This is a genomic window from Pseudomonas sp. PSPC3-2 (genome assembly GCF_049897085.1).
Classification (GTDB): Bacteria; Pseudomonadota; Gammaproteobacteria; order Pseudomonadales; family Pseudomonadaceae; genus Aquipseudomonas; species Aquipseudomonas paraveronii.
Window position 1 is genome coordinate 44,680 of sequence record NZ_JAFCVO010000015.1, and the last position, 23,858, is coordinate 68,537.

Genomic DNA, 23,858 nt, shown 5'->3' on the forward strand with positions numbered 1-23,858 from the left:
TCATGAAGACCCCGATCCGTTTTACCGCGCTGGCGTTGTCCCTGCTGCTGGCCAGCGGTTTTGCCACAGCTGCCGATCTGAAGATCGGCGTGAGCATGTCGCAGTTCGATGACACCTACCTGACCAACGTGCGTGAGTACATGGACAAGCAAGCCAAGTCCTATCCCAAGGGCGATGGTGTGCAGTTGCAGTTCGAAGACGCACGCGCCGACGTGGTCAAGCAACTGAGCCAGGTCGAGAACTTCATCAGCCAGAAGGTCGATGCGATCATTGTCAACCCGGTGGACACGGCGTCCACGGCGCGAATCAGCAAGTCAGCGCTCGAGGCGGGTATTCCGCTGGTCTACGTCAACCGCCGACCGGACCAGAAAGATCTGCCCAAAGGCGTGGCCGCCGTGACCTCCAATGATGAAGAGGCCGGCCGCATGCAAATGCAATACATCGCCGAAAAACTCGGCGGCAAGGGCAAAGTCGTGATCCTGCTCGGTGACTTGGCGAACAACTCCACCACCAACCGTACCAAGGGCATTAAAGAAATCCTGGCCAAGTACCCGCAGATCCAGATCGAGCAGGAACAGACCGGTATCTGGCTGCGTGACCGCGGGATGACCCTGGTCAACGACTGGTTGACCCAGGGCCGCGAATTTAATGCCGTGCTGGCCAATAACGATGAAATGGCCATTGGCGCCGCCATGGCGTTGAAGTCGGCCGGCACCAAGCCGGGCAGCATCTTGATTGCGGGGGTCGACGGCACGCCGGACGGCTTGAATGCGATCACTAAAGGCGAAATGACCGTGTCGGTGTTCCAGGACGCCAACGGTCAGGCGGTCGGCTCGGTGGAGGCGGCGCGCAAGATGGCGAAGAAGGAGACGATCGAGCAGAACATTGTCATCCCGTTCAAGCTGATCACCCCGGACAACGTCAAAGACTTCAAGTAGCCCCACCATCACAACAATAAGCCGGTAGGGCGGTCGTGCCCGCCCTGCCGATGGAGTACCGTCCTATGCTTGCTCAAGCCACTGTCTCGCAGCCTCCCGGTATCCAGCCTTCACTGCTGGAAGAACCCTACCTGCTGGAAATCCTCAACATCAGCAAAGGTTTTCCCGGTGTGGTGGCCCTGGCCGATGTGCAACTGCGCGTGCGCCCAGGCTCGGTGCTGGCGCTGATGGGTGAGAACGGCGCGGGTAAGTCGACGCTGATGAAAATCATCGCTGGCATCTACCAGCCCGACGCCGGCGAAATCCGCCTGCGTGGCAAGCCGATTGTGTTTGAGACGCCGCTGGCCGCGCAAAAGGCTGGGATCGCGATGATCCACCAGGAACTCAACCTGATGCCGCACATGAGCATCGCCGAGAATATCTGGATCGGCCGCGAGCAGCTCAACAGCCTGCGCATGGTCAACCACCGCGAAATGCACCGCTGCACCGCCGACTTGCTCGCCCGCCTGCGTATCAATCTCGACCCCGAGGAGCATGTGGGCAACCTGAGTATCGCCGAACGGCAGATGGTCGAGATTGCCAAGGCGGTGTCCTACGATTCCGACATCCTGATCATGGATGAACCGACGTCCGCCATCACCGAGAAGGAAGTCGCCCACCTGTTTTCGATCATTGCCGACCTCAAGGCCCAGGGCAAAGGCATCGTCTACATCACGCACAAGATGAATGAAGTGTTCGCCATCGCCGATGAAGTGGCGGTGTTTCGTGACGGCCAGTACATCGGCCTGCAGCGCGCCGACAGCATGAACAGCGACAGCCTGATCTCGATGATGGTCGGCCGTGAACTGAGCCAGTTGTTCCCGGTACGCGAAACGCCCATCGGCGAGTTGCTGTTGTCGGTGCGCGACCTGGGCCTGGACGGCGTGTTCAACAACGTCTCGTTCGACCTGCATGCCGGCGAGATCCTCGGCATCGCCGGGTTGATGGGCTCGGGCCGCACCAACGTGGCGGAAACCATTTTCGGTATCACCCCAAGCACCCGTGGGCAGATAACCCTCGATGGCAAGGCGCTGCGTATTACCGACCCGCACATGGCCATCGACAAAGGCTTTGCGCTGTTGACCGAGGATCGCAAGCTCAGCGGGCTGTTCCCGTGTCTGTCGGTTCTGGAAAACATGGAAATGGCTGTGCTGCCGCATTATTCGGGCAACGGGTTTATCCAGCAGAAAGCCCTGCGTGCGCTGTGCGAAGACATGTGCAAGAAGCTGCGGGTGAAGACCCCGTCGCTGGAGCAATGCATCGACACTTTGTCCGGCGGCAACCAGCAAAAAGCCCTGCTGGCGCGCTGGCTGATGACCAACCCGCGCTTGCTGATTCTCGATGAGCCGACCCGTGGCATCGACGTCGGCGCCAAGGCCGAGATCTACCGTTTGATTTCGTTCCTCGCCAGCGAGGGCATGGCGGTGATCATGATTTCCTCGGAGCTGCCCGAAGTGCTGGGCATGAGCGACCGGGTGATGGTGATGCACGAAGGCGAACTGATGGGCACCCTGGACCGCTTAGAGGCGACCCAGGAAAAAGTCATGCAGTTGGCCTCCGGTATGACCGTGGTCCACTGACGAACAGCCGCGCGGGCCTGCGGTTGGCCCGCGCCATAGAATAAAAAGGTGATCGGCTATGAACGCAATAACAGACAACAAGCCTGCCACGGCAACGGTCAAGCGCCGTCGACGCTTGCCGACGGAGCTGAGCATCTTCCTGGTGCTGATCGGCATCGGCCTGGTGTTTGAAGTGTTCGGCTGGATTGTGCGTGACCAGAGCTTCCTGATGAACTCCCAGCGCCTGGTGCTGATGATCCTGCAAGTGTCGATCATCGGCCTGTTGGCCATTGGTGTGACCCAGGTGATCATCACCACGGGCATCGACCTGTCTTCCGGGTCTGTCCTTGCGTTATCGGCGATGATCGCTGCCAGTCTTGCGCAAACATCTGATTTTTCCCGTGCGGTGTTTCCGTCGCTGACCGACCTGCCGGTGTGGATCCCGGTCGCGGTTGGCCTCGGTGTGGGGCTGCTGGCGGGGGCGATCAACGGCAGTATTATCGCGGTGACCGGTATCCCGCCGTTTATCGCAACACTTGGGATGATGGTGTCGGCCCGTGGCCTGGCGCGTTATTACACCGAAGGCCAGCCGGTGAGCATGCTCTCGGATTCCTACACGGCCATCGGTCATGGGGCGATGCCGGTGATCATCTTTCTGGTGGTGGCGGTGATCTTCCATATCGCCCTGCGCTACACCAAGTACGGTAAGTACACCTACGCCATCGGCGGCAATATGCAGGCGGCGCGCACCTCGGGGATCAACGTCAAGCGTCACCTGATCATCGTCTACAGCATCGCCGGGCTCCTGGCAGGCCTGGCCGGTGTGGTGGCCTCGGCGCGTGCCGCCACCGGCCAGGCCGGCATGGGCATGTCCTACGAATTGGATGCGATCGCTGCCGCTGTGATCGGCGGCACCAGCCTGGCGGGCGGAGTAGGGCGCATCACCGGCACGGTGATTGGCGCGCTGATCCTTGGGGTGATGGCCAGCGGGTTTACCTTTGTCGGGGTCGACGCGTATATCCAGGACATTATCAAGGGCCTGATTATCGTGGTGGCAGTGGTGATCGACCAATATCGCAACAAGCGCAAGCTAAAACGCTGACGCCGTGCAACATGTGGGAGGGGGCTTGCCCCCTCCCACATTTGGACCTGCATTCGTCAGATCTAACCGTTTGTCTTCTATATAGCTCCACAACACTGAATTTCTTGCTATAAACGCACTCCGATAACCATTCACCGAGCCCGTCCTGGTGCTTTTGGGGGTTATCTTGGAAAAATGCCTGTCTTTTCAGTTGCTGCGCCCTCAAGTCGGCCTTAGACTGCCGCCCCTCGTAAATTGAGTGCCGGGTGGCGCTTGGAATGGATGGCGCCTTTCCGAGACCTGCAGAGGTCGGCCGGAACGCTCCCTTATTCGCCTTAATGCACGTATTTTTTATAGAGAAATCAATGACAAAGGAAAAGTTGCTGGCCATGCCGGCGGATGACTACATGAATGCCGAACAGCACGCTTTTTTCGAGCAGTTGCTGCAAGACATGAAAGTGGAACACCACGAGCGCATTGAACAGAACCGCATCGCCATTGAAAGCCTGGACACCCCGGCCGACCCGGCAGATGCCGCTTCCGTGGAAGAAGAGCGCACCTGGTTGGTGAATGCCATTGATCGCGACCAGCGCATGCTGCCGCAGCTTGAGCGCGCCCTGGAGCGCATCAAGGAAGATTCCTTTGGCTGGTGCGATGACAGCGGCGAGGCTATCGGCCTCAAGCGCCTGCTGATCAGCCCGACCACCAAGTACTGCATCGAAGCGCAAGAGCGCCACGAGCAGATCGACAAGCACCAGCGCCAAGCCTGATGCGCTGAAGCCGAGGGGGGCGAGTACTGCGCTCCCCAGGGAAAATACCCGTTACGCCCGGTCTATTGATCTGCTGCAAGCTCCCCCACTAAAGGCCCATAGATAATGGCCTGATAGTGGCGTTTAATGCAGAGACAATAATGACAAGCAGTGGGGTGACGAAGATGGCTGGGGACGGACCTCTGATGGGCGCAGCAGTGCCACCGCACGCGGTGGTGAGCGGGTTGCCCGGCTGGCTGACGCCGCTCTTGCAGAGCACCGCCCTGGTGCTGGTCCTGCTGGGCATTGCGTTTGCCAGCCTGCCTATTTATCTCTGCCTGACACTGGCCTTGCTGGTGATCTGGCTGCCCCGCCTGAAAAAACGCACGCCCAGCGCGGCGCCGTCTGAAGCGGCCGATGCCATTGGCGACCTGACCCGCGACCTGTCCCATACCACCAGCCATAACGCATTGTCGGCGGCCGGCGTGGCCTATTCGGTCAAGCAACTGGCTGCTCGCTTGAAGTCGCAGTTGAGCGCCGCCCAACAGATCGTCAGCAGCGCCGAAGTGATGATCGGCACCGAACAAGTCACCTCCCAACTCAGCCGCCAGGCACTGGGTGCCGCCAGCCAGGCGCATCAGCGCAGCACCGAGGGCCGCGAAGTGCTGGCCCAGTCGATCACCCGCATGCACCAGCTCAGTCAGCGTGCGAATGACAGCCGCGAGATGATTGAGGCCCTGAGCCAGCGCAGCGAGGAAATCCAGCGCGTCACCCTGGTGATCCAATCCATCGCCAGCCAGACCAACTTGCTTGCCTTGAACGCCGCCATCGAAGCCGCGCGTGCCGGCGAGCATGGGCGCGGGTTTGCCGTGGTGGCCGATGAAGTCCGCGGGCTGGCCGGTCGTACTGCAACTGCCACCGAGGAAGTGGGGGTAATGGTCGCCGATATCCAGCAACGCACGGGCCAGGTGGTGGAACAGATTCGCCAACTGTCGACAGACCTGCAAACCGGTGTGGAGCAGGTGGAGCACGCGGGTGAGCAGTTGCAGAACATCGCCAGCCTGGCGGCGGATGTCGAAGGGCAGGTCAACGAAATCGCCCAGGGCACCGATACCAACCGGGCCCAACTCGACAGCTTGTTCCATGCCGTGGAGCAAATGCGCAGCGACCTGACGGTGAGCGACGAGCAAACCCGTCAATTGGCCGATGCCGCCGTGCAAATGGAAGGGCAGGCCGAAACCATCAGCGAACGCCTGGCTGAAGTCGGGCTGGATGACTATCACCAACGCATCTACGACCTCGCCCGGGAAGGCGCGAGCCGCATTGCCGAACAGTTCGAGGCGGATGTACTGCAAAACCGTATCAGCCTGGAGGATCTGTTTGACCGCAGCTACACGTCGATCCCCAACACCCGCCCCAGCAAGTTCCACACGCGCTTTGATGGCTACACCGACCAGGTATTGCCAGCGATTCAAGAGACGCTGCTGCCGCGCCATGAGGGCCTGGTATTTGCCATCGCCTGTACGCAGCAGGGGTATGTTCCGACACACAACAAGGCGTTTTCCCAGCCGTTGACTGGCGACGCACAGGTGGACGCCTTACAGAATCGCACCAAACGCAAGTTCGACGACCGTACCGGGATTCGCTGTGGCAGCCATCAGCAAGCGGTGCTGCTGCAGACTTACACCCGCGATACAGGCGAGCTGATGCACGACTTGTCGGTGCCGATCATGGTCAAGGGCCGGCATTGGGGTGGATTGCGCCTGGGCTATAAACCCGAAAACACCAAGGCCAAGCGCTGAGTATTGTTGCGGTTTATGCAATGAAGCTATTCAGGGGATAGCTTTTTCTGACCGGAGGAAAAACGTAGCATGGCCGACATTGTTAGTCAGCTAACTATCGCTGCGGAGAAGCCCCATGCAAAAAAAAGTCGATGTCGCTGTGATGATTGGCAGTGGCGTACCCGAAACCCTGCGTGCGCTGGGTCAAAAGGCTTGTTGGGTCGTGCTGCTCAACGGTGAACAGCGTGGCACGGCCTTCGCCAGCCGTGATGAAGCCGAGGAGTGCAGGGCCGCCTGGCAAGCGCTGTTGCGCATGGAACAGTCAGACAGCCTGCATTGAGGGGCGTTATTGCGCTTGGTGCAGACGCTGGTTCAGTTCATCCACGGCCATTGCCCATTCGGCGTCTTCACGCAGCTCTTCCTTGAGCAACTGAGCTTGTTGGGGCGCCCAGAAGGGCGCGTCGATCAGCTTCACGTCGTTGGCCAAAGGATGCGCGGCGATAAACGCATCGATGGCCTTCGGGGTGGAATCCAGGCCCAGTTGATCAAACAGGGTTTCAAGGGTCGGTACTGGCGCGTCCATATCGTTCTCCGTGCGGTTTTTGGGGGGGATATGCATCGGAGGTTTTTCGCGCAGTAGAGTTCTATCGGATTCTTAGGTGGTCAGTGCCCCTGAGTCCACCGCAGTCTTGAGTGCCTTGGCGGCTTCTTTTGCCGCGATGTCGGCGGTGTCTGCAGTCTTGAACCAACGATCTTTTTCCACTTGGTGCATTGTGATCGTGGTCAAGGGAGGCTTGGCACGCATTACGATAACTGCTTGGAATTCACCGTCTACTTCTCTGGCTTCGCCATGGATAAAAAATTCGCCAATATCAAATTCCGTCACGTATAACCTTCCCTTCAAGGTAACTGCACTGATGAAACCTGACCCGCAGGGGGCAAACTTCAATGGACGGGCCAGTATGGCAGTTGTTGAGGGACGGCGGCGCGGTAAAGTCATCCAGGTGACGAAACGATCCCGCCGTGAGGGGCGTGCTTTGCGGCTTCGAGGGTTTTTGCCAGTTCGCAGGCGCGGATATGGTTGCTGCGAAAGCCTTTGATCCTGCCGCTGGTTACTTCCAGAATATGAAAGAAGTTCCGGCCGGCGGGTACAACTTGATAAAGCACGGAGTTCGAGTATCCAGTATGGCTTTGCAAGCAGTAGTATTGGCGCTCGTCTTGATAGGATGAATGAGTGCCGGAAGACGTAGCGCCGTGTTGACGTCGTTGCATGGTCAGCTCCTGTCGATCGATCTGGTTGGCCCGCCAGCAGCGGAACGGGTGGTTTTGACCCGTGTTGCTGTTTTAGTATTGTCGTCGGCGGTCGGCACTCGGTTCCATACCCAGGTATTTTGTTTTGTGCAGATTGTCGGAAACTGCGTTTTTTAATTGGGTTATTCTCTGAAGCTGGTCGGCCCGTCTTCTCGGGCCGCTAAACCTGTGATTTGCTGTGAAGATCGATGGCCTGCATAGGGTCTATCGTGTATGCCTGTATTGGTCTTGCGGCACCGCAGGGGGCGTTTTTTCAGGTTTTTTAATAAATGTGTTGTGTGAGCGTGCCGTTATGGCCGTTTTTTTGTGCTGCCCGTCCCGGCGGACAGTGCTTTTTTTGATGTGGGGGCGTTTCCTTGGCAGTCAGTAATCTGGATATGCACGCGTTATTCGTGCTGGGTGATTTGCGCGCAAAGTTGGTCAAACAGTTTCAATCCCGTTTTGTTTACATCACTGAACAAACACCGGAAGGCATCTACATCGCCGAGATCGATACTGAATCGGCGTTGGTCGTGGATGACAAACAGCGCCTCGAACTCAAGGTAGGCGATCATTTTCGCGCAGCGGTATTGCCCAGTCGCGAAGGTGGCAAGTTTGAATTGAAGTTTCGCGATATCAAGTTGACGGTGTATGGCCTGGGCGACTACGCCTTTGTTTCCTCGGCGGAAGGCCAGGGCATTGTGTTCAAGGAAGGTCACAACGTGATGCTGGTGTTTGCCGCCAACGAACAATTGCAGGAAGGCTTGACCAAAACCCTCAAGGCCGTGACCGGCAAGGCCGCCAAGTGGCGCAAGGGTGAACTGGTGACCTTCAAGGCCAGCGAATAACCCCTCCGTACAGCGAACAGCCTTTATCTCCGGGAACCTCTACTACAGTTGAGTTGACTTAACTATTCAGAGGCTTCGCGCATTGGCGGCAAAGCCGTCCGTTTTTGCTGCGAACACGTGAGGTGCAAAGGCATGAAAGGATTGAGAACCCTGTTGGCGGCGTCCCTGGCGACCTTGAGTCTGTCGGTGGCTTCGTTGCCCGTTTCGGCTGCGCAGGCGCCTGTGCATTTCGCCGATTTGAACTGGGAAAGCGGCAGTCTGATCACCGAAGTGCTGCGGTATATCGTCGAGAACGGCTATGACCTGCCTACCGACACCTTGCCCGGCACCACCATCACCCTGGAAACCGCCCTGGCGAAGAATGATATCCAGGTGATCAGCGAAGAATGGGCGGGTCGTAGTCCGGTGTGGGTCAAGGCCGAGGCCGAAGGCAAAGTCGCCGGGTTGGGCGATACGGTCAAGGGCGCCACCGAAGGCTGGTGGGTGCCGGAGTACGTGGTCAAGGGCGACCCCGCAAAAGGCCTTAAGCCGCTGGCGCCAGACCTGAAAAGTGTCGCGGACCTGGCGCGCTACAAAGACGTGTTCAAGGACCCCGAATCCCCCGGCAAAGGGCGCTTTCTCAACAGCCCCATTGGCTGGACCTCGGAAGTGGTCAACAAACAGAAACTCAAGGCCTACGGTCTGGACGACAGCTATGTGAACTTCCGCAGTGGCTCGGGGGCGGCATTGGATGCCGAAATTGCCTCCTCGATTCGTCGTGGCAAGCCGGTGCTGTTCTACTACTGGTCACCGACGCCCTTGATGGGGCGCTACAAGTTGATCCAACTGGAAGAGCCGCCGTTTGATGCACAGGCCTGGAAGACGCTGACGGATGCGGACAATCCCGATCCGAAGCCGACGCGGTCTCTGGCGTCCAAGTTGAGTATCGGGGTGTCCACGCCGTTCCAGAAAGAACATCCGCAGATTGCCGGGTTCTTCGAGAAGGTCGAGTTCCCGATTGAGCCGCTGAACAAAGCCTTGGCGACCATGAGCGAGAATCACACGGCGCCACGGGACGTCGCGCTGGCGTTCCTCAAGGCGCATCCCGAAGTGTGGAAGGCATGGTTGACGGAAGATGTAGCGCAGAAGGTTGAAGCCAGCCTGAAATAGCGGCCCATCCCGCGGCAGAACGCAGATCAAGCATGTGGACGCAGGCGTGCCACAGTACGCCCGCTCTCACATTGGTTTGTATTGTAGGGTCAGAAGCGGGTTTGCACCGCCACTTCAAACGTCCGTGGCGCCCCCAGGTAATACGCCGGGGACACATGGGCGAACTCGGCATACACCTCGTTGGTCAGGTTGCGCACGCGGCCGGTCACCGAGGTGTGGGCGTCCACCCGGTAGCGCAGGAATGTTCCGAACAAGGTGTAGGCCGGCACTGTCTGGGTGTTGGCGTTATCCGCATAAACCTGCGCGACATATCGCGCGTCCACACCGCCTTGCCAATCCTCGGAAAAATCATAGGTCAGCCACAGGTTACCGACACGCTTGGGCACGTTGGTCGGTGTATTGCCCTTGCGCGAAACCACCGCGCCGCTGGCGATTTTCTCATTGAACTCGTCGTACTCGGCATCCACCCAGGCGAAGTTACCTTCGGCGAGTAGTCGCGGCGTGATGCGCAACGAACTGGCCAACTCAATGCCGTTGGACGACTGCGCGCCTACCGGGATGCTGTTGATCGGGTCCAGCGGGTCGGTGACGGCAAAGTCCTTGCGCTCGATTTTATAAGCGGCGACGGTGGCCGAACCGCGACCGTCCAGGTAGTCGAATTTGCTGCCCACTTCCCACTGCTTGCCGGTGGATACGTCGAATACCTGGGTGGTGGTGCTCGGTTGTTCGGCGGCCGTACTGTATTGCACGTACACATTGGCCGTCGGGATGAACTGGTAGGTCAGGCCTGCGCGCCCGGTCACTGGCGCCCAACTGCGCGTGAAGTACCGTGGGCTGCTGGCGGTTATCGCGCCGTGGTTGGTGACATCCAGGTCGATGGCGTCGTAGCGCAGGCCCGTCAGCAATGTCAGCTTATCGGTCAGGCCCAGGCGATTTTCCACGAACAGCGCTTTGGTGGTGACTTCGTTGGTCTTGTCCCTGATAAAGCCTGGTCGGGTGCCAGGAATGTCGTAAAAGTGCCCTGGGTCATAGTGGTCAGGATCGACCGTGCTATTGCCAGCGGCTCTCAGCGGGCTGTTGGTCGTGCTGTTGACCTTGTATTCGAAGCCCCCGGACCAGGTGGTGGAGAGGCCGAACACGCTGTCGTCATGACGCAGTTCGAACTGGTTGCCATTCTGCGCGCCCTGATGACGTACCTGATACGCGGTCGAGCGGTTCACCGCGCTGTTGTCGGCGTTGTACTGGTAGGTCTCCAGGTTGCGGTAATCGCGCTGACTGTCGAGGTGATACAGGGTATTTTTCAGCGTGGTGCTGTCGTTGATCCGGTAGTCGATGATCGAGCGCGCCCAAAGCGTGCGCTGTTCGTAACGGCCGTCGGCGACGTTGTAATTGTTGAACCGGTTGTGTTTATCGATCTTCAGCTCGCCAGCCTTGGGATTCAGCACCGGCGTGCCCCAGTACGGACTGTCTTCATGCTCGTCCTGGTATTCCAGGGCCAGGGTATGGGACAGGTTGGGGGTGAGGTCACTGAGCAGGGAAAACGCTACGCTCCAGGCGTCGCGCTGATCGCGGTCGATGTAGCTGTGGTTGGTATTGCGGCTGACGTCCAGGCGTGCGTAATGCTGCACGTCGGCGCTGGGGTCGGTCAGCGCGTGGTTCAGGCCGAACGCCATGCCGGCGGTGTCGTAGCTGCCATAGGTCAATTGGCCTGCGGCGGCCTGTTCCTCGCGGGTCGCCAGCTTGGTCACGTAGTTCAGCGAACCGCCTACGGAGCCCGCACCATTGATCAAGGACGAGGGCCCGCCGACCAGCTCCACCCGATCATAGATCCACGCATCCACCGGCCGGGCCAGCCCGGTGGCGACGTTGATGCCGTTGAACATCTGGGTGATCTGGCTGCTGGTAAACCCGCGATACGACACAAAGCCCCCAAACCCCGGCGGTGCGCTGGCGTTGACGCCGGGCAAGGTATTGGCCGCATCCCGGAAAGTCTTGGCGCCATGGCGCTCGATGTCATTGCGGTTGGCGATAGCCACCGAGGCAGGCGTTTCGCGCACGCTCAGCCCCAGCCGCGAAGCGACGCCACTGGACTGGTCCAGGCCCAGGCCCGGTTCGCTGGTGGGGTCGCCATCGATGGTGGTCGGGGCGAGTTCGAGCGCCCAGGCACAGACAGGCAGGCAGCCGAACAGGCCCGCCAACAGAGGTAAATGTTTCATGCTTGAATCCTGAAAACCTGCTTGAAAACAACGCACAGTCGCCCGTATTTCCTTACGGAAACGGCGTCAGTGCAGATCAGAAAACGCGAGGATCAGGCGAGGGCGGGCGGTGCCCGTGGGTGGGCCGTGGGCCAGGTGAAGCGAGCAGGGATATCGGCGGCCAGTACGATAGCCGGCGGCGGTGCATGGGGTTGCGGCAACACCGCGACGTTGAGGCTGGAGCTCAGCGCCGGGCCCATGCCGCCGGTGGAGCAAAGGGGGCAACCAAACGCCTTGGACAGCGTCGGCAGGTTTTCATCGGTGGAGTTGGACGGTTTGGGCGCCTGGGTGCGCGGGTCGACGGTACAGAACTGCCCACCGATGCCGTTGAGCTGCATGCCCACCATCTGCCCATGACCGATGCTGCACGCGAACACATTGAACAGGACACAGCAGTAGAGCATCCAGGCAATGAGCGAACGGTCGGCACGGGCGATTTTCATGGGGCGGGACTTTACCATCAGCCGCCGGCGAAATGCCTGCAAAAAATCTCAGGGGGACTATCCTAGATCGCACAAATTCTGGGAGAAGCCGCCATGAGCTTTATCGTCGCACGATGGATCGTCGGTATTTTCACCTTTGTCAGCATGGTGCATTTGTATTGGGCCGCCGGCGGCAAACTCGGCAGCCTCGCCGCCATCCCCCAACTCCCCGGCGAATTCGCCAGCGGACCCCGCCCGGCGTTCAAGCCCTCGGCGTTGGGCACCTTTCTGGTGGCGCTGGGCCTGGTGGCAATTGCCTTGCTCGTTTGCCTGCGAGCCGGGCTGTATTTTTCGGCGGTGTCCCATGGCGCATTGCAATGGGGCATCAGCGCGATTGCCGTGATCATGTTTGCCCGGGCGATCGGCGATTCGGAGCTGGTGGGCTTTTTCAAAAAGGTAGGTGGTTCGCGGTTTGCGCGGTGGGATACGTATTTTTATTCGCCGTTGTGCATGGTACTGGGGGCAGGGTTGTTGGTGGTGGCATGGAGTTGATCGGCTGATCACGCAGCGAGCCGTCACACCCGTTTTGTAGTTTGTTTGCGCTTTGCGCCCCTTCACTTGCGTGGCAGGCGCTCAGCCCCGACGGACCCCACCCTGTGGGGTTGGGCGCATAGCGATAGCCGTTGAGCCCGACCACCCCTTTCAGCGGATCGGGCGTCAGGTAGCGACCACTCTGCGGATTGTAGTAGCGGTGGCGGTGGTAGTGCAGCCCGCTTTCCGGGTCAAAGTATTGACCTTGGAAACGCAGCGGGTTTTCGATTTTTTCGATGTCGAATCGGGTGATCTGGCCGTAGGCGCGGTAGTGCGCGGACCACACGATTTCGCCGTCGGGCGCGGTCAGCTCCTGCGCGGCGCCTAGATGATCCAGTTGGTAGTGGAAAGGCTTGGTGTGGTGTGGGCCGAAGCCTTCCAGCAGGGCCAGTGGGCGGAAACTGTCGGGTTCGTAGACGTAGCTGCGATGCAGTTGTGCGTGGTGTTCGGCGATCAGTTTGTCGCCTTGCCAGAAAAACTCGCGGGTCGTGCCGGCAACGGTTTTGCTGATGCGCCGACCAAACGGGTCGTAGCGGTAGTGGGCGGTTTGGCCGTTGGGTCGGGTGAGGCCGATCAGGCGGTGCTGACAGTCGTAGCGGTATTCGGTGATCAGTGGGTGGTCCTTGCCGTGCCGTTCGCGGACGAGGTTGCCAAAGGTGTCGTAGTCGTAGTTGTGGTCATCCTGGAGCGTCAGACGGTCGCCAGCCGGAGTGTAGGCGAAGCGTTCCTGCGCGGCCTGGGAGTGATCGGCGCGGGCCAGGCGGTTTAGCGTGTCGTAGTGGTAGCGATGTTCGCCTTTGCGCGTGTCGAGCAAACGGCTGAGGTTGCCGGCTTGGTCGTAACCGTATTGGCGGCGGTAGCGAGTGCCTTGGACATCGCAGATGCCATGGTTGAACAGGCGTTCATGGTCATCGTACTGGTAGCTGCTGAGCAGTTTGCCTTGGGCGCGCTGGTGCTCTCGGCCGGCGTCGAACAGGTGTGAAGTCAGCAGCGCGCCATTGAGTTCGACGGTCGCCAGGTGGCCGCCCTTGTCATGGTTGAACACTAACTGGTTGTTGTCCGGTAAGCACAGGTGTTTAAGCCGGCCGCAAGCGTCGTAGCCATAGCGGAGTGTGCCCCAGCCCTGATGTTCGGCGATCAGGCGGTTTTGCTGGTCGTAGGCGAAAGTGAGGGGCCGGTGGTCGTCATTGACGCTGAGAAGGTTGCCTTGGCGGTCGTAGGTATATTCAACGATGCTGCCGTCGGGCAGGATTTTCCTTATCAACCGACCGGCGTGGTCTCGCCGGTAACGGGTGACCAGCAGACTGCCGTCGGCGCCATGTTCGGTTTTTTCCAGCAGGTGACCGTTGAGGTCGTAGGCGTAGGCGGTGCGTCGGCCGTCAAAGCCGATTTCCTGCTGGAGTAGGCCGTTGGGGTGGTAGTCGAACCGATAGACGTCGCCGATTTCGTTCTCGATTTCGGTGAGCAGCAATCGAACGTGGTCATAGCGGTAGTTGACCTGGGTGCCGTCCGCATTCAAGCGGCGGCTGATCAGGGGCAGACCGTCGATGTAGTCGTAGCGAGTGACGTGCCCCAGTTCATCGCGTTCGGCGGTGATTTTTCCGTAGGGGTTGTAGCTGTATTCCCGCGTGCCACCGTCGGGCATGATCACACACGCTAACCGTCCGACACTGTCCCACTGGTACTGGGTCAGCGCCCCATGCTTGTCCTCTTGCGCCACCCGCCGACCGAGATCGTCATAGCGATAGCGCTTCCCGCCGCCGTCCGGCCACTGCTCCTCAAGCAGTTGCCCACGCTCATTCCACGCCCGCCGCAGGCAACTGTGGTCAGGAAACCAAACCCCGATCAACTGCCCACATTTGTTGTAGCTATAGTCGGTCACGTTGCCATCGGGGTCGGTCTTACGAATGACATTGCCTTGGTCATTATGCTCGTAGTTCCAAACGGCCTGGCCACGGCGTACTACGCGTAAAAATCCATTGGCATACTCGTAGGACGTTGGCTCATCCTCCCCTGGAAAAAACGCCACCAAGCGTCCGGCGTTGTCGTATTGATACGCCGTCACCGCGCCGAGTGGGTCTTGCTCGACCGTCAGCCGACCCATGTCGTCGTAGGATTTGAAATGCTTGGCGCCATCCGCATCAACACGCTGCACCAGTTGTGCCTGTGGGGCATGAACATACATTTCCTGGCGCCCATCGGCGTTGTGAAGGGTAACGCTGCCGTCGTCGCCCCAGACATACCGCGTGTCCATCTGCAAAAAACCGGCCCAATGCCGGACACATCGCGCGGCCTTGCCAGCCCCTTCCCACGCCCAAAAGAAACGCGCGCCGCCGGCCAACTGGCATTCAAGAATGACGTGCTGCTCGTCGTATCGATAAACCTCGCTTTCCCCGGCCGCATTGGTTGCTGAAGTCAGTCGTCCAATGTCGTCATAGGTGTAGGAAACCACGGTCTGCTCGGTCACCCAGACGCCGTCCGCACGCCCCTTGGCCCGCTCAACCTGGTAATCGACCGCCACCATGCGGCCGTGCTCATAACGCCAAAACAGCGAGCGACCGACACCGGTATCCAATCGCTCAATGCGCCCCAACGCATCGCGGAAAACACGCAGCCGGTTGTCGTAGGCGTCGCTGATTGCGGTCAGCACACCGTCGTAGAAGTGGTAGAAACGTGATGCCTGGGACAGCACCAGCTCATCGGGCCAAGCCCCCAGGTAGAGCGAAGCGTCGGCCAGGCGATTGCTGATTGTCGGTCGCGCCTCAGTCGGCAAGGGCAGGACAGTCGATCGGTTCTCATGGTCAATCCATACTGCAGAATCGTCCGTCAGCGTCAGCCGATGTGCCAGCGAGTGACCCCAGCCAAACCCCAATCCACAGTCTACGTCCACCGCACGGGTGTGGTACCACCGCGTCCACTCAAACGGCAAAATCCCGTCCAGTGCAGCATCGGACAGTCTCAGGGAGTCGAGTGCGTGGGCATACCTGGCGTTAACCTGCTGGGGGGACTCGGCCGGGCGTTGATCGATGCTGTTCAGCTCAGGGTTGATAAAGGCAATGTGGGAGGCGTTAGTCATCCGTGACGTCTCGGCAAAGGGAAAGGCGTCGGAGTTTGCTGCGGAAAAAAGGCGCTGGACGAACGGCTGGAAAAATCAGAACGGGCTGACACGGCCTGGGGAAAAAACGTATGAAACGACTTGAAAGGGCACTCCAAAAAGTCGATCCGACCGATTGTGATATCGATATAGCAACCGCCATTTCCGACGAAGGCACCCACTCATGCAGTGCGATAAGGCAATTTAGTGGCCCCTTTGTAACAAAATCCTCGCCAGAATCGCTTTTATTTTCAGGTGGTTAGGTGAGGACGCAAATGCGCACTGTTGGAATCATGCTGATCGCCTGTTCCCTGGCCGGCGGCGCAGCTGCCGCGCAGGCACGGGAGCTGCGCGAGGGTGACAAGTACATGTGCAGTTGGGGCGCGGGCACGGCTGCCAGGGCTCAGGAACTCAAGCTCTCGGGCGTCTCACTGTATGCCGCGCGGCAGAAGATCCAGACCATCAAGTTCAATAAATCATGGATGCGCATGATGGCCATGGGCATCACCGAACAGACCTATGACAGCCGTTCACGGCTCAAGCCCGAGGCAATTCGCCAGAGTTTTTATCAGGATTGCGTGCGCTACAAAGTGGCGCGTAAATAAGGAGCTTCTTGCTGTTCGGCTGCGCGCTTTACAAATCCACGACAATCTCTGTGTTTCAATTTGCATACAATTGCGCCCTGCATTTAGGAGGCAGGTATGCAAATACATATTCGCGTCGCGACGCAGGATGATGTCGATACGCTTTTCGCCATTCGCACTTTGGTGGTGCAGAACTACCTCAGCCGAGAACAGATGGCCGATCTCGGCATCACACCTCAGGTGTTGGCCGACCGCATCCAAGAAGCGGATTGCGCATGGATCGCCCAAGTGGGCGGCCAGCCCGTTGCCTTTTCCATGGTTGACCTGGCCGAGGGCGAAGTGTTTGCGATGTTCGTGTTGCAGACACACGAGAACCTCGGCCTTGGGCGAAAATTGATGGCAGTCGCTGAGGCTGCGCTCTTTGAACTGCACGACACGCTGTTCCTGATCACCGACGGGCGCGATGAAGTCCGGGCCAATGGGTTTTACCGACGTTTGGGCTGGTCGGTGGTGGCCACTGCGGAAGGTGACGACGTTCGCTACGAAAAGAGTAGGAAACGCTAAGGTGACGAACCCTTCAGAGCCCCGGTCGCCCGACAGCTTGCGCTACTTCGCGGTTGCGGTGCTGTGTATTGCGGTGTTGTTGGGGAGCTATTTCGTGCACTTCAATACCGAAGTCGACCGCCAGCGTGAAGAGGCCACCGAGCACCTGGCCCTCTGCAGGCAAGTGGAACGCGTGGCCAGTGCGGAGTCGTCAAACAGGATTGAACTTGGCGAGACGTGCAACCAGTTGAGAGGACAGTCGATGAAAAATCTTATACAGCGATCGATTGATAACCCTTCTTTATAAAGGGAGATAGTGCTCGCAAGTCACTCCGGTAGTTGCACCAAAAAGTGGCGTTTATATACCCGTCCACCTTAATAAATGTGTGGTTATTGAATGACTTACAGCGACTTCAGTCCGACGAAAGGATTAAAACCATCTTGTTACAGGTTTAGGCAATCGGTATTATAGCGGCGCGTTCACCTCCCACGGTTTATGCATTTTTAAATCCCAAGTTTCCATCAGCTACTTGGGATTTTTTTTGCCTGGGATTTCTCGTCGGCATCAAACTTTAATCTCGGCAAACTCCGCGCGAATCCGTCTATTGTGTTTGGCCTGGTACCGGAATTGGTCGCAGCCCCTTCATGGAGTCGAATGTTTCAAAATGCCACGAAGACAGTGCTCAAAGAAGCCCAATATCCTGTTGGGTAGAGTTAAAGGTAAATGTGAGCCGTTGGCCAATCATCAACGCGCATGTTCACGGGGCGAGCGGTGGCGCACAGCCGCTGGCACGTTCGTCAAATCCTTTGTCGAACGGCAGTCAGCGAATGGTCTGGTCAAGCGAGCGGGCAGAGTGCGGAACTACAGGCGCCGCAGAAAGGATTTGACGATGTGCCGCGTGGTGTCGGTGGTGTCCAGCTCGTCCAGGGCACCGTAGGCGTGCCACCGGCAAGCGGTGATCTCGTTGCATGGCCGCGCTTGCGCGATGTTCACGACCGACGCCTCGAACACATGGTGCAGCGTGTCGCGCGCCTTCAATTCCTGCAGGTACAGCAGCCCGTCGACGTTCAACCCGGTTTCTTCTTCCAACTCCCTCTCGGCGGCGCCCACCGGGCGCTCGTCGCGTTCGACCTTGCCGCCCGGCAGCGCCCATTTCGATCTGGCCTTGCGCACGAAGAGGATGTGCCCCTCGTGTTCGCAAATCACCGTTGCGCGTATTTTCATCGTCTGTGCCCCCGCAGAGAGATATTTGTCATAAAAGTGTAATGCAAATGTCATGCTGGGTGGTGGTAGCGCACCTGCGTGATGATGTGGATACTGGTCGATTGACGACAACGCACGAGGCAAACAGATGAAAACCGTACGTTGGGGCATGATCGGTTGTGGCAGTGTCACTGAGTTAAAGAGTGGACCTGCTTTCTACAAAGCGCCAGGTTCGGCTCTGGTGGCAGTGATGGGGCGCCGCGAAGAGGTAGTGCGCGATTATGCGGCACGCCACGGCATTGCCCGTTTCTATACCGACGCTCAGGCACTGATTAACGACCCTGAAGTGGACGCGGTGTACATCGCCACACCGCCCGACAGCCACCTTGAATACAGCCTGATGGTGGCCGCTGCCGGCAAGCACTGTTGCGTCGAGAAACCCATGGCACTGAATGCCGAGCAGGGCGCATTGATGCAGCGCACCTTCGAACGTGCTGGTTTGCACTTGTTTGTGTCCTACTACCGCCGCTCGCTGCCGCGTTTCCAGCAAGTGCGCGACTGGCTGCGCGACGGGCGTATCGGCCAACTGCGGCACCTGACCTGGTCCCTGTGCAAGCCGCCGGCCGACGACGACACCAGCGCCGCCAATTGGCGCACCGACCCGGCCATTGCCGGTGGCGGCTATTTTGCCGACCTGGCCAGCCACGGTTTTGATCTGTTCCAGTACCTGGCCGGGGACATTGTCGAGGTTGCCGGGTTTACCGCGCGACAGGCCGGGCAGTATACGGCGGAAGACGCGGTGACCGCCTGCTGGACCTTCAGCTCCGGCGCGCTGGGCATGGGTTGCTGGAACTTTGTCGCGGACCGCCGTGAAGATCGCGTCGAGCTGATCGGCACGCAGGGTCGTATCACGTTTGCGGTGTTCGACGACCAACCCTTGCGGCTTGAAGGGAAAGTCGACGAAGTGCTGGAGGTGCCTTGCCACACGCATATCCAGTGGCACCATGTGTTGGGCATGAATGCGCATATTCGCGGCGACGCCGAGCATCCTGCGCTGGCGATCGAGGCGTTGAAGACCGATCGGATTCTGGACAAGGTGCTGCAACGCAATCCCTACCATCCTGAGTAGTTTTCTTTGGCGACGTGTTGCATTCACGACTTTCGCCGGGCGTTGGCCTGCGCTAACAATGCGGGCTTATTTTTTTCAAGGAACAGACGGATGAAATACAAGGCAGCCTGGCTGGCCGTGGGGTGGGTACTGGCAAGTGTGGCGACGCAGGCGGCGCCACGGGAGCAGCGGCCGACGGGGGACTTTGATTTTTATGTGCTGTCGCTGTCCTGGTCGCCGACGTTCTGCCTGGCGCACCCGAACAACGAGCAATGCAGCGGCAAAGGCTACGGGTTTGTATTGCATGGGCTATGGCCGCAATACGCGCAGGGTGGCTGGCCCGCGTCGTGCGATGCGCAGTCGCGGCTGTCGGCAGATGAGCTGGCCAAAGGCGCGTTGGTGTTCCCGACGCAGGCATTGCTCAAGCATGAATGGTCCAAACATGGCACCTGTAGCGGTCTGGGCGCCTCGCGCTACCTGGAAGCCACTGATGCGGCCTTGGCCACGGTGCAGATCCCGCAGCAATTGCAGCCGTTCAACGTGCCAGGCTACCTGGAGGCGCGGGAGATTGAGGCGCTGTTTCGCGAGAGTAACCCGGCCATGGGCAACCATGGCGTGGCGGTGATCTGCAAGGGCAAGGTGTTGTCCGAAGTGCGGGTGTGCCTGAGCAAGGAACTGCATTTTGCCGGCTGCCCCAAGAGTGTGAAAACCCAGTGCCGGGGCGGGGATATCCGGATTCCGGTTCAGCGCTGATCAAGCGGTTGCAGCGAGTGCAATGCAATGTCCGCAGTGGCAGCGGTTGACGCCGCCCCCCGTCATCGCCGCCAGTGGGACTACCGCGCACATTGAAGTATCCTGCGCGCCCCGCTTACCACTGATTCAAAGAACGATGACAGGACAAGACATGCAGGCGCTGTTGGAGTCGATTCTCGACGAAGTTCGTCCACTGATCGGTCTCGGCAACGTTGCCGACTACATCCCCGCGCTGGCCGACGTACCCGCTGATCAACTGGGGATCGCTGTGTACGGCAATGACGGCACGGCCTACTGCGCCGGGGATGCCGATACCCTGTTCTCGGTGCAGAGCATTTCCAAGGTATTCAGCCTGGTGCAAGCCATCGATCACGGCGGCGAAACCATCTGGGAGCGCCTGGGCCACGAGCCCTCGGGCCAGCCGTTCAACTCGCTGGTGCAGCTAGAGTTCGAGCGTGGCCGCCCACGCAACCCCTTTATCAATGCCGGCGCGCTGGTGATCTGCGATATCAACCAGTCACGCTTTGCCGTGCCGATTCTGTCGATGCGCGACTTTGTGCGGCGCCTGTCGGGCAACCCGCAGATCCTGGTCAACAGCGTCGTCGCCGAGTCGGAAGCGCAACACGGCGCACGCAATGCGGCCATGGCCTACCTGATGAAGTCGTTCGGCAACTTCCATAACGACGTCGACGCGGTGCTGCACAGTTACTTCAATTACTGTGCGCTACAAATGAGTTGCCTGGATTTGTCCAAGGCGTTCAGCTTCCTGGCCAACGAGGGGGTAAGTGCCCACAGCGGCGAGCAGATACTGACCGCGCGCCAGACCAAACAGGTCAACTCGATCATGGCCACTAGCGGGCTGTATGACGAAGCGGGAAATTTCGCCTATCGCGTGGGCTTGCCGGGCAAGAGCGGGGTCGGCGGCGGCATTGTCGCGGTGGTGCCGGGGCAGTTCACGGTGTGCGTGTGGTCGCCGGAGTTGAACGCGGCGGGGAACTCGCTGGCGGGGATCAAGGCGTTGGAGTTGTTGAGTGAGCGGATTGGCTGGTCGGTGTTTTGAGATCGTTCCCGTGTATGCAGGAACGATTTTAAGACGCATCACGCGGCTGGGAGCGACACCCTGAAACCGTCGTGGAGCATCACGGACCCAAATGTGGGAGGGGGCTTGCTCCCGATTGCAGTGTGTCAGCCAGCCTATTCGGTACTGACATAGCGCAATCGGGAACAAGCTCCCTCCCACATTTGGATCTGCAGTGGTTTGGAGAGTCCCATACAGCTAAACAAAAAATGCGCCCCTGAGGGCGCATTTTTTTGTTCAGTCAGCCATCGCCGTCAGGCAATCGCATCCCAAGCCCGATCACCGTGCTCGTCTTTGATCCGAGTCGGCAAGCCCATCACGTCCAGCGCCTTGAGGAACGGCTCAGCCGGCAGCTCCTCAACGTTGGCCATGTGTTTCACATCCCACTCGCCACGTGCAACCAGCAGCGCAGCGGCGACGGGTGGCACGCCTGCGGTGTAGGAAATGCCCTGGCTTTCAGTTTCCGCAAAGGCTGCTTCATGGCACGCCACGTTGTAGATGAACATCTCGCGTGGCTGGCCATCCTTGGTGCCTTTGACCAGGTCGCCGATGCAGGTCTTGCCGGTGTAGCCGGGGGCGAGCGAAGACGGGTCGGGCAGCACGGCCTTGACCACTTTCAACGGCACCACTTGCAGGCCTTCGGCGGTGGTGACCGGCTTTTCGGAGAGCAGGCCGAGGCTGTTCAGCACGGTGAACACGTTGATGTAGTGTTCGCCGAAGCTCATCCAGAAGCGCACGTTGGGCACGTCGAGGTTTTTCGACAGCGAGTGGACTTCATCGTGGCCGGTCAGGTACAGGTTCTGCGAACCGACCACCGGCAAGTCGTCGGTGCGTTTGACTTCGAACATGGTGTTGCTGGTCCACTGGCTGTTCTGCCAGCTCCACACCTGTCCGGTGAATTCGCGGAAGTTGATTTCCGGGTCGAAATTGGTGGCGAAGTATTTGCCATGGGAGCCGGCATTGACGTCGAGAATGTCGATCGAATCAATGCGGTCGAAATGCTCTTGCTGCGCCAGCGCGGCATACGCGTTGACGACACCCGGGTCGAAGCCCACGCCAAGAATGGCGGTGATGTTCTTCTGTTTGCACTCTTCCAGGTGGTTCCATTCGTAGTTGCCGTACCACGGCGGGGTCTCGCAGACCTTGCCCGGCTCTTCGTGGATGGCGGTGTCGAGGTAAGCCACGCCGGTATCGATGCAGGCACGCAGCACCGACATGTTGAGGAACGCGGAGCCAACGTTGATGACGATCTGCGATTGTGTCTCGCGGATCAGGGCCTTGGTCGCTTCCACGTCCAGGGCGTTCAGCGCAAAGGCTTGGATGTCGGCGGGTACTTTGAGGCTACCCTTGGCCTTGACGCTGTCGATGATGGCCTGGCATTTGGAGATGTTGCGCGACGCGATAGCAATACGACCGAGTTCGTCGTTGTGCTGCGCGCACTTGTGGGCCACCACCTTGGCGACACCTCCTGCACCAATGATAAGAACGTTCTTTTTCAATTGCTTTATCTCTCCTTTATCCGCCAGCTTACGAAAGGCTGGACAGGTAGTCGTCGTAACCAAATTCACGAACCACTTCGACTGTACCGTCGAGTTGTTTCACTACGATGGACGGCATTTTCAGGCCGTTGAACCAGTTTTTCTTGACCATGGTGTAGCCCGCGGTGTCGATGAACGACAGCCGATCGCCGATGGCCAACGGACGATCAAATTGATACTCGCCGAAAATGTCCCCGGCCAGGCAGGATTTGCCGCATACCATGTAGGTGTGTTCACCCGCGCTCGGCGCCAGCTTGGCGTTGAGGCGGTAGATCAGCAGGTCCAGCAGGTGGGCTTCGATGGAACTGTCGACCACGGCCAGGTGTTTGCCGTTGTAGAGGGTGTCGAGCACGGTGACTTCCAGCGAGGCGCTGTTGGTGATCGCGGCTTCGCCGGGTTCCAGGTACACCTGCACGTCGTACTTCTGCGAGAAGGCTTTCAAGCGTGCGCAGAACGCGTCCAGCGCATAGCCTTCGCCGGTGAAGTGGATGCCGCCGCCGAGGCTGACCCAATTGACCTTGTGCAGCAGCGCACCGAAGCGCTCTTCGATGGTACACAGCATCTCGTCGAACAGGCTGAAGTCGTCGTTTTCGCAGTTGTTGTGGAACATGAAGCCGGAGATCTGCTCGATCACGCCTTCGATTTTCACCGGGTCCCATTCGCCCAGACGGCTGAACGGGCGCGCCGGGTCGGCCAGCAGGTAGTCGGAGCTGCTCACCTGCGGGTTGACGCGCAGGCCGCGGGTCTTGCCCTCGGAACGCTCGGCAAAGCGCTGCAGTTGGCTGATGGAGTTGAAGATGATCTTGTCGCAGTTATCCAGCATCTCTTCGATTTCGTCGTCGGCCCAGGCCACGCTGTAGGCGTGCGCCTCGCCTTCGAATTTCTGGCGACCGAGCTTCAATTCATACAGCGACGACGACGTGGTGCCGTCCATGTATTGCTGCATCAAGTCAAACACCGACCAGGTGGCAAAGCACTTGAGCGCCAGCAACGCCTTGGCGCCGGACTGTTCGCGCACGTAGGCAATCTTCTGCATGTTGACCAGAAGTTTCTGTTTATCGATGAGGTAGTACGGCGTTTTGATCATTTTTGAGAGCCTACGGCGGTGCCTGCCAAAAAAGGACACGCATTGTGCCCGCACTTGGCGCAGATCGGAAGGTTAGCGGGCGGATTTTGCGCGTCGGGTTTCCAAGCATAGTCCCGGAATATGACTATTCCAACGGCATACACCGGCCCAATGTGGGTGGGGGCTTG

At 59.2% G+C, this 23,858-nt stretch carries 23 protein-coding genes and 1 pseudogene; 15 read left to right on the forward strand and 9 right to left on the reverse strand.

Annotated elements, in window-relative coordinates; all coding sequences use genetic code 11:
* The first annotated feature begins 2 nt into the window (after nt 1-2).
* The 6 genes from ACP7CJ_RS22260 (at nt 3) to ACP7CJ_RS22285 (ending at nt 6,487) form a co-directional block, all read left to right on the forward strand.
* Nucleotides 3-938, forward strand: a complete 936-nt coding sequence (locus ACP7CJ_RS22260) for a sugar ABC transporter substrate-binding protein (RefSeq protein ID WP_276197787.1) — start codon at nt 3-5, stop codon at nt 936-938.
* A gap of 65 nt (nt 939-1,003) precedes the next feature.
* Nucleotides 1,004-2,557, forward strand: a complete 1,554-nt coding sequence (locus tag ACP7CJ_RS22265) for a sugar ABC transporter ATP-binding protein (RefSeq protein WP_426102024.1) — start codon at nt 1,004-1,006, stop codon at nt 2,555-2,557.
* 58 nt (nt 2,558-2,615) lie between these two features.
* Nucleotides 2,616-3,638: an ABC transporter permease gene (locus tag ACP7CJ_RS22270; RefSeq protein ID WP_276197789.1), complete on the forward strand. Its 1,023-nt coding sequence runs from the start codon at nt 2,616-2,618 to the stop codon at nt 3,636-3,638.
* 344 nt (nt 3,639-3,982) lie between these two features.
* Nucleotides 3,983-4,387 (forward strand): TraR/DksA family transcriptional regulator, encoded by a 405-nt coding sequence (locus tag ACP7CJ_RS22275; protein ID WP_078742055.1) that lies wholly within the window; start codon nt 3,983-3,985, stop codon nt 4,385-4,387.
* 548 nt (nt 4,388-4,935) lie between these two features.
* A complete protein-coding gene (locus tag ACP7CJ_RS22280; RefSeq protein ID WP_426102076.1) occupies nt 4,936-6,168 on the forward strand; it encodes a methyl-accepting chemotaxis protein in 1,233 nt (410 codons plus the stop codon).
* Between the two features lie 115 nt (nt 6,169-6,283).
* On the forward strand, nt 6,284-6,487 hold the full coding sequence (locus ACP7CJ_RS22285; protein WP_276197791.1) for a hypothetical protein: 204 nt from the start codon (nt 6,284-6,286) through the stop codon (nt 6,485-6,487).
* A gap of 6 nt (nt 6,488-6,493) precedes the next feature.
* Here the strand turns inward: ACP7CJ_RS22285 and ACP7CJ_RS22290 are convergent, their stop codons facing one another.
* From ACP7CJ_RS22290 to ACP7CJ_RS22300, 3 genes are all read right to left on the reverse strand, one after another.
* Entirely contained in the window at nt 6,494-6,730 is a 237-nt protein-coding gene (locus ACP7CJ_RS22290) for a DUF2789 domain-containing protein (RefSeq protein ID WP_247402425.1), read from the reverse strand.
* Nucleotides 6,731-6,802: 72 nt separating this feature from the next.
* Entirely contained in the window at nt 6,803-7,033 is a 231-nt protein-coding gene (locus ACP7CJ_RS22295; protein ID WP_247402423.1) for a hypothetical protein, read from the reverse strand.
* Between the two features lie 110 nt (nt 7,034-7,143).
* On the reverse strand, nt 7,144-7,419 hold the full coding sequence (locus tag ACP7CJ_RS22300; RefSeq protein ID WP_276197792.1) for a hypothetical protein: 276 nt from the start codon (nt 7,417-7,419) through the stop codon (nt 7,144-7,146).
* A gap of 416 nt (nt 7,420-7,835) precedes the next feature.
* Here ACP7CJ_RS22300 and ACP7CJ_RS22305 point away from each other — a divergent pair, with 416 nt between their 5' ends.
* On the forward strand, nt 7,836-8,285 hold the full coding sequence (locus tag ACP7CJ_RS22305; protein WP_247402442.1) for a hypothetical protein: 450 nt from the start codon (nt 7,836-7,838) through the stop codon (nt 8,283-8,285).
* 132 nt (nt 8,286-8,417) lie between these two features.
* Nucleotides 8,418-9,434, forward strand: a complete 1,017-nt coding sequence (locus ACP7CJ_RS22310; protein WP_426102026.1) for an ABC transporter substrate-binding protein — start codon at nt 8,418-8,420, stop codon at nt 9,432-9,434.
* A gap of 89 nt (nt 9,435-9,523) precedes the next feature.
* Here the strand turns inward: ACP7CJ_RS22310 and ACP7CJ_RS22315 are convergent, their stop codons facing one another.
* Together ACP7CJ_RS22315 and ACP7CJ_RS22320 are read right to left on the reverse strand one after the other, a co-directional pair.
* Nucleotides 9,524-11,650 (reverse strand): TonB-dependent receptor, encoded by a 2,127-nt coding sequence (locus tag ACP7CJ_RS22315; RefSeq protein WP_426102028.1) that lies wholly within the window; start codon nt 11,648-11,650, stop codon nt 9,524-9,526.
* A 92-nt stretch (nt 11,651-11,742) separates the two neighbouring features.
* Entirely contained in the window at nt 11,743-12,132 is a 390-nt protein-coding gene (locus ACP7CJ_RS22320) for a DUF2946 domain-containing protein (protein WP_426102030.1), read from the reverse strand.
* Between the two features lie 93 nt (nt 12,133-12,225).
* On the opposite strand from ACP7CJ_RS22320, the gene ACP7CJ_RS22325 reads away from it, so the two are divergent.
* Complete coding sequence (locus ACP7CJ_RS22325; RefSeq protein WP_276197794.1) at nt 12,226-12,663, forward strand: DUF3995 domain-containing protein; 438 nt, start codon at nt 12,226-12,228, stop codon at nt 12,661-12,663.
* 72 nt (nt 12,664-12,735) lie between these two features.
* On the opposite strand, the pseudogene ACP7CJ_RS22330 reads toward ACP7CJ_RS22325, so the two are convergent.
* Nucleotides 12,736-15,664: pseudogene (locus tag ACP7CJ_RS22330) on the reverse strand (RHS repeat-associated core domain-containing protein); the annotation flags it as partial.
* 407 nt (nt 15,665-16,071) lie between these two features.
* Here ACP7CJ_RS22330 and ACP7CJ_RS22335 point away from each other — a divergent pair.
* The 3 genes from ACP7CJ_RS22335 (at nt 16,072) to ACP7CJ_RS22345 (ending at nt 17,230) form a co-directional block, all read left to right on the forward strand.
* Complete coding sequence (locus ACP7CJ_RS22335) at nt 16,072-16,401, forward strand: hypothetical protein (protein ID WP_124362714.1); 330 nt, start codon at nt 16,072-16,074, stop codon at nt 16,399-16,401.
* Between the two features lie 96 nt (nt 16,402-16,497).
* Nucleotides 16,498-16,944 carry a GNAT family N-acetyltransferase gene (locus ACP7CJ_RS22340; RefSeq protein ID WP_276197795.1) on the forward strand — a complete coding sequence of 149 codons (447 nt, stop codon included), beginning with the start codon at nt 16,498-16,500 and terminating at the stop codon, nt 16,942-16,944.
* A 1-nt stretch (nt 16,945) separates the two neighbouring features.
* Nucleotides 16,946-17,230, forward strand: coding sequence for a hypothetical protein (locus ACP7CJ_RS22345; RefSeq protein ID WP_426102032.1), 285 nt, complete (start codon nt 16,946-16,948; stop codon nt 17,228-17,230).
* 555 nt (nt 17,231-17,785) lie between these two features.
* On the opposite strand, the gene ACP7CJ_RS22350 is transcribed toward ACP7CJ_RS22345, so the two are convergent.
* A complete protein-coding gene (locus ACP7CJ_RS22350; protein ID WP_426102034.1) occupies nt 17,786-18,148 on the reverse strand; it encodes an NUDIX hydrolase in 363 nt (120 codons plus the stop codon).
* 127 nt (nt 18,149-18,275) lie between these two features.
* On the opposite strand from ACP7CJ_RS22350, the gene ACP7CJ_RS22355 reads away from it, so the two are divergent.
* The 3 genes from ACP7CJ_RS22355 to glsB all read left to right on the forward strand — a co-directional run bounded on the left by ACP7CJ_RS22355 (nt 18,276) and on the right by glsB (nt 21,048).
* Nucleotides 18,276-19,256, forward strand: coding sequence for a Gfo/Idh/MocA family protein (locus tag ACP7CJ_RS22355; RefSeq protein ID WP_426102036.1), 981 nt, complete (start codon nt 18,276-18,278; stop codon nt 19,254-19,256).
* 90 nt (nt 19,257-19,346) lie between these two features.
* Nucleotides 19,347-19,988, forward strand: coding sequence for a ribonuclease T2 (locus ACP7CJ_RS22360; protein ID WP_276197799.1), 642 nt, complete (start codon nt 19,347-19,349; stop codon nt 19,986-19,988).
* 151 nt (nt 19,989-20,139) lie between these two features.
* A complete protein-coding gene (gene glsB / locus ACP7CJ_RS22365; protein ID WP_276197800.1) occupies nt 20,140-21,048 on the forward strand; it encodes a glutaminase B in 909 nt (302 codons plus the stop codon).
* A gap of 272 nt (nt 21,049-21,320) precedes the next feature.
* On the opposite strand, the gene ACP7CJ_RS22370 is transcribed toward glsB, so the two are convergent.
* Together ACP7CJ_RS22370 and ACP7CJ_RS22375 are read right to left on the reverse strand one after the other, a co-directional pair.
* Nucleotides 21,321-22,565 carry a saccharopine dehydrogenase family protein gene (locus ACP7CJ_RS22370; protein WP_247402344.1) on the reverse strand — a complete coding sequence of 415 codons (1,245 nt, stop codon included), beginning with the start codon at nt 22,563-22,565 and terminating at the stop codon, nt 21,321-21,323.
* Between the two features lie 28 nt (nt 22,566-22,593).
* The gene (locus ACP7CJ_RS22375; RefSeq protein WP_276197801.1) at nt 22,594-23,691 is read right to left on the reverse strand and encodes a carboxynorspermidine decarboxylase; all 1,098 of its coding nucleotides are present in this window, start codon (nt 23,689-23,691) and stop codon (nt 22,594-22,596) included.
* Nucleotides 23,692-23,858 lie beyond the last annotated feature (167 nt).

Coding starts and splice junctions, on each gene's coding strand:
- ACP7CJ_RS22260 (WP_276197787.1), top strand. CDS start 3: ATGAAGACCCCGATCCGTTTTACCGCGCTGGCGTTGTCCCTGCTGCTG.
- ACP7CJ_RS22265 (WP_426102024.1), top strand. CDS start 1,004: ATGCTTGCTCAAGCCACTGTCTCGCAGCCTCCCGGTATCCAGCCTTCA.
- ACP7CJ_RS22270 (WP_276197789.1), top strand. CDS start 2,616: ATGAACGCAATAACAGACAACAAGCCTGCCACGGCAACGGTCAAGCGC.
- ACP7CJ_RS22275 (WP_078742055.1), top strand. CDS start 3,983: ATGACAAAGGAAAAGTTGCTGGCCATGCCGGCGGATGACTACATGAAT.
- ACP7CJ_RS22280 (WP_426102076.1), top strand. CDS start 4,936: ATGATCGGCACCGAACAAGTCACCTCCCAACTCAGCCGCCAGGCACTG.
- ACP7CJ_RS22285 (WP_276197791.1), top strand. CDS start 6,284: ATGCAAAAAAAAGTCGATGTCGCTGTGATGATTGGCAGTGGCGTACCC.
- ACP7CJ_RS22290 (WP_247402425.1), bottom strand. CDS start 6,730: ATGGACGCGCCAGTACCGACCCTTGAAACCCTGTTTGATCAACTGGGC.
- ACP7CJ_RS22300 (WP_276197792.1), bottom strand. CDS start 7,419: ATGCAACGACGTCAACACGGCGCTACGTCTTCCGGCACTCATTCATCC.
- ACP7CJ_RS22305 (WP_247402442.1), top strand. CDS start 7,836: ATGCACGCGTTATTCGTGCTGGGTGATTTGCGCGCAAAGTTGGTCAAA.
- ACP7CJ_RS22310 (WP_426102026.1), top strand. CDS start 8,418: ATGAAAGGATTGAGAACCCTGTTGGCGGCGTCCCTGGCGACCTTGAGT.
- ACP7CJ_RS22315 (WP_426102028.1), bottom strand. CDS start 11,650: ATGAAACATTTACCTCTGTTGGCGGGCCTGTTCGGCTGCCTGCCTGTC.
- ACP7CJ_RS22320 (WP_426102030.1), bottom strand. CDS start 12,132: ATGAAAATCGCCCGTGCCGACCGTTCGCTCATTGCCTGGATGCTCTAC.
- ACP7CJ_RS22325 (WP_276197794.1), top strand. CDS start 12,226: ATGAGCTTTATCGTCGCACGATGGATCGTCGGTATTTTCACCTTTGTC.
- ACP7CJ_RS22335 (WP_124362714.1), top strand. CDS start 16,072: ATGCGCACTGTTGGAATCATGCTGATCGCCTGTTCCCTGGCCGGCGGC.
- ACP7CJ_RS22340 (WP_276197795.1), top strand. CDS start 16,498: ATGCAAATACATATTCGCGTCGCGACGCAGGATGATGTCGATACGCTT.
- ACP7CJ_RS22350 (WP_426102034.1), bottom strand. CDS start 18,148: ATGAAAATACGCGCAACGGTGATTTGCGAACACGAGGGGCACATCCTC.
- ACP7CJ_RS22355 (WP_426102036.1), top strand. CDS start 18,276: ATGAAAACCGTACGTTGGGGCATGATCGGTTGTGGCAGTGTCACTGAG.
- ACP7CJ_RS22360 (WP_276197799.1), top strand. CDS start 19,347: ATGAAATACAAGGCAGCCTGGCTGGCCGTGGGGTGGGTACTGGCAAGT.
- glsB (WP_276197800.1), top strand. CDS start 20,140: ATGCAGGCGCTGTTGGAGTCGATTCTCGACGAAGTTCGTCCACTGATC.
- ACP7CJ_RS22375 (WP_276197801.1), bottom strand. CDS start 23,691: ATGATCAAAACGCCGTACTACCTCATCGATAAACAGAAACTTCTGGTC.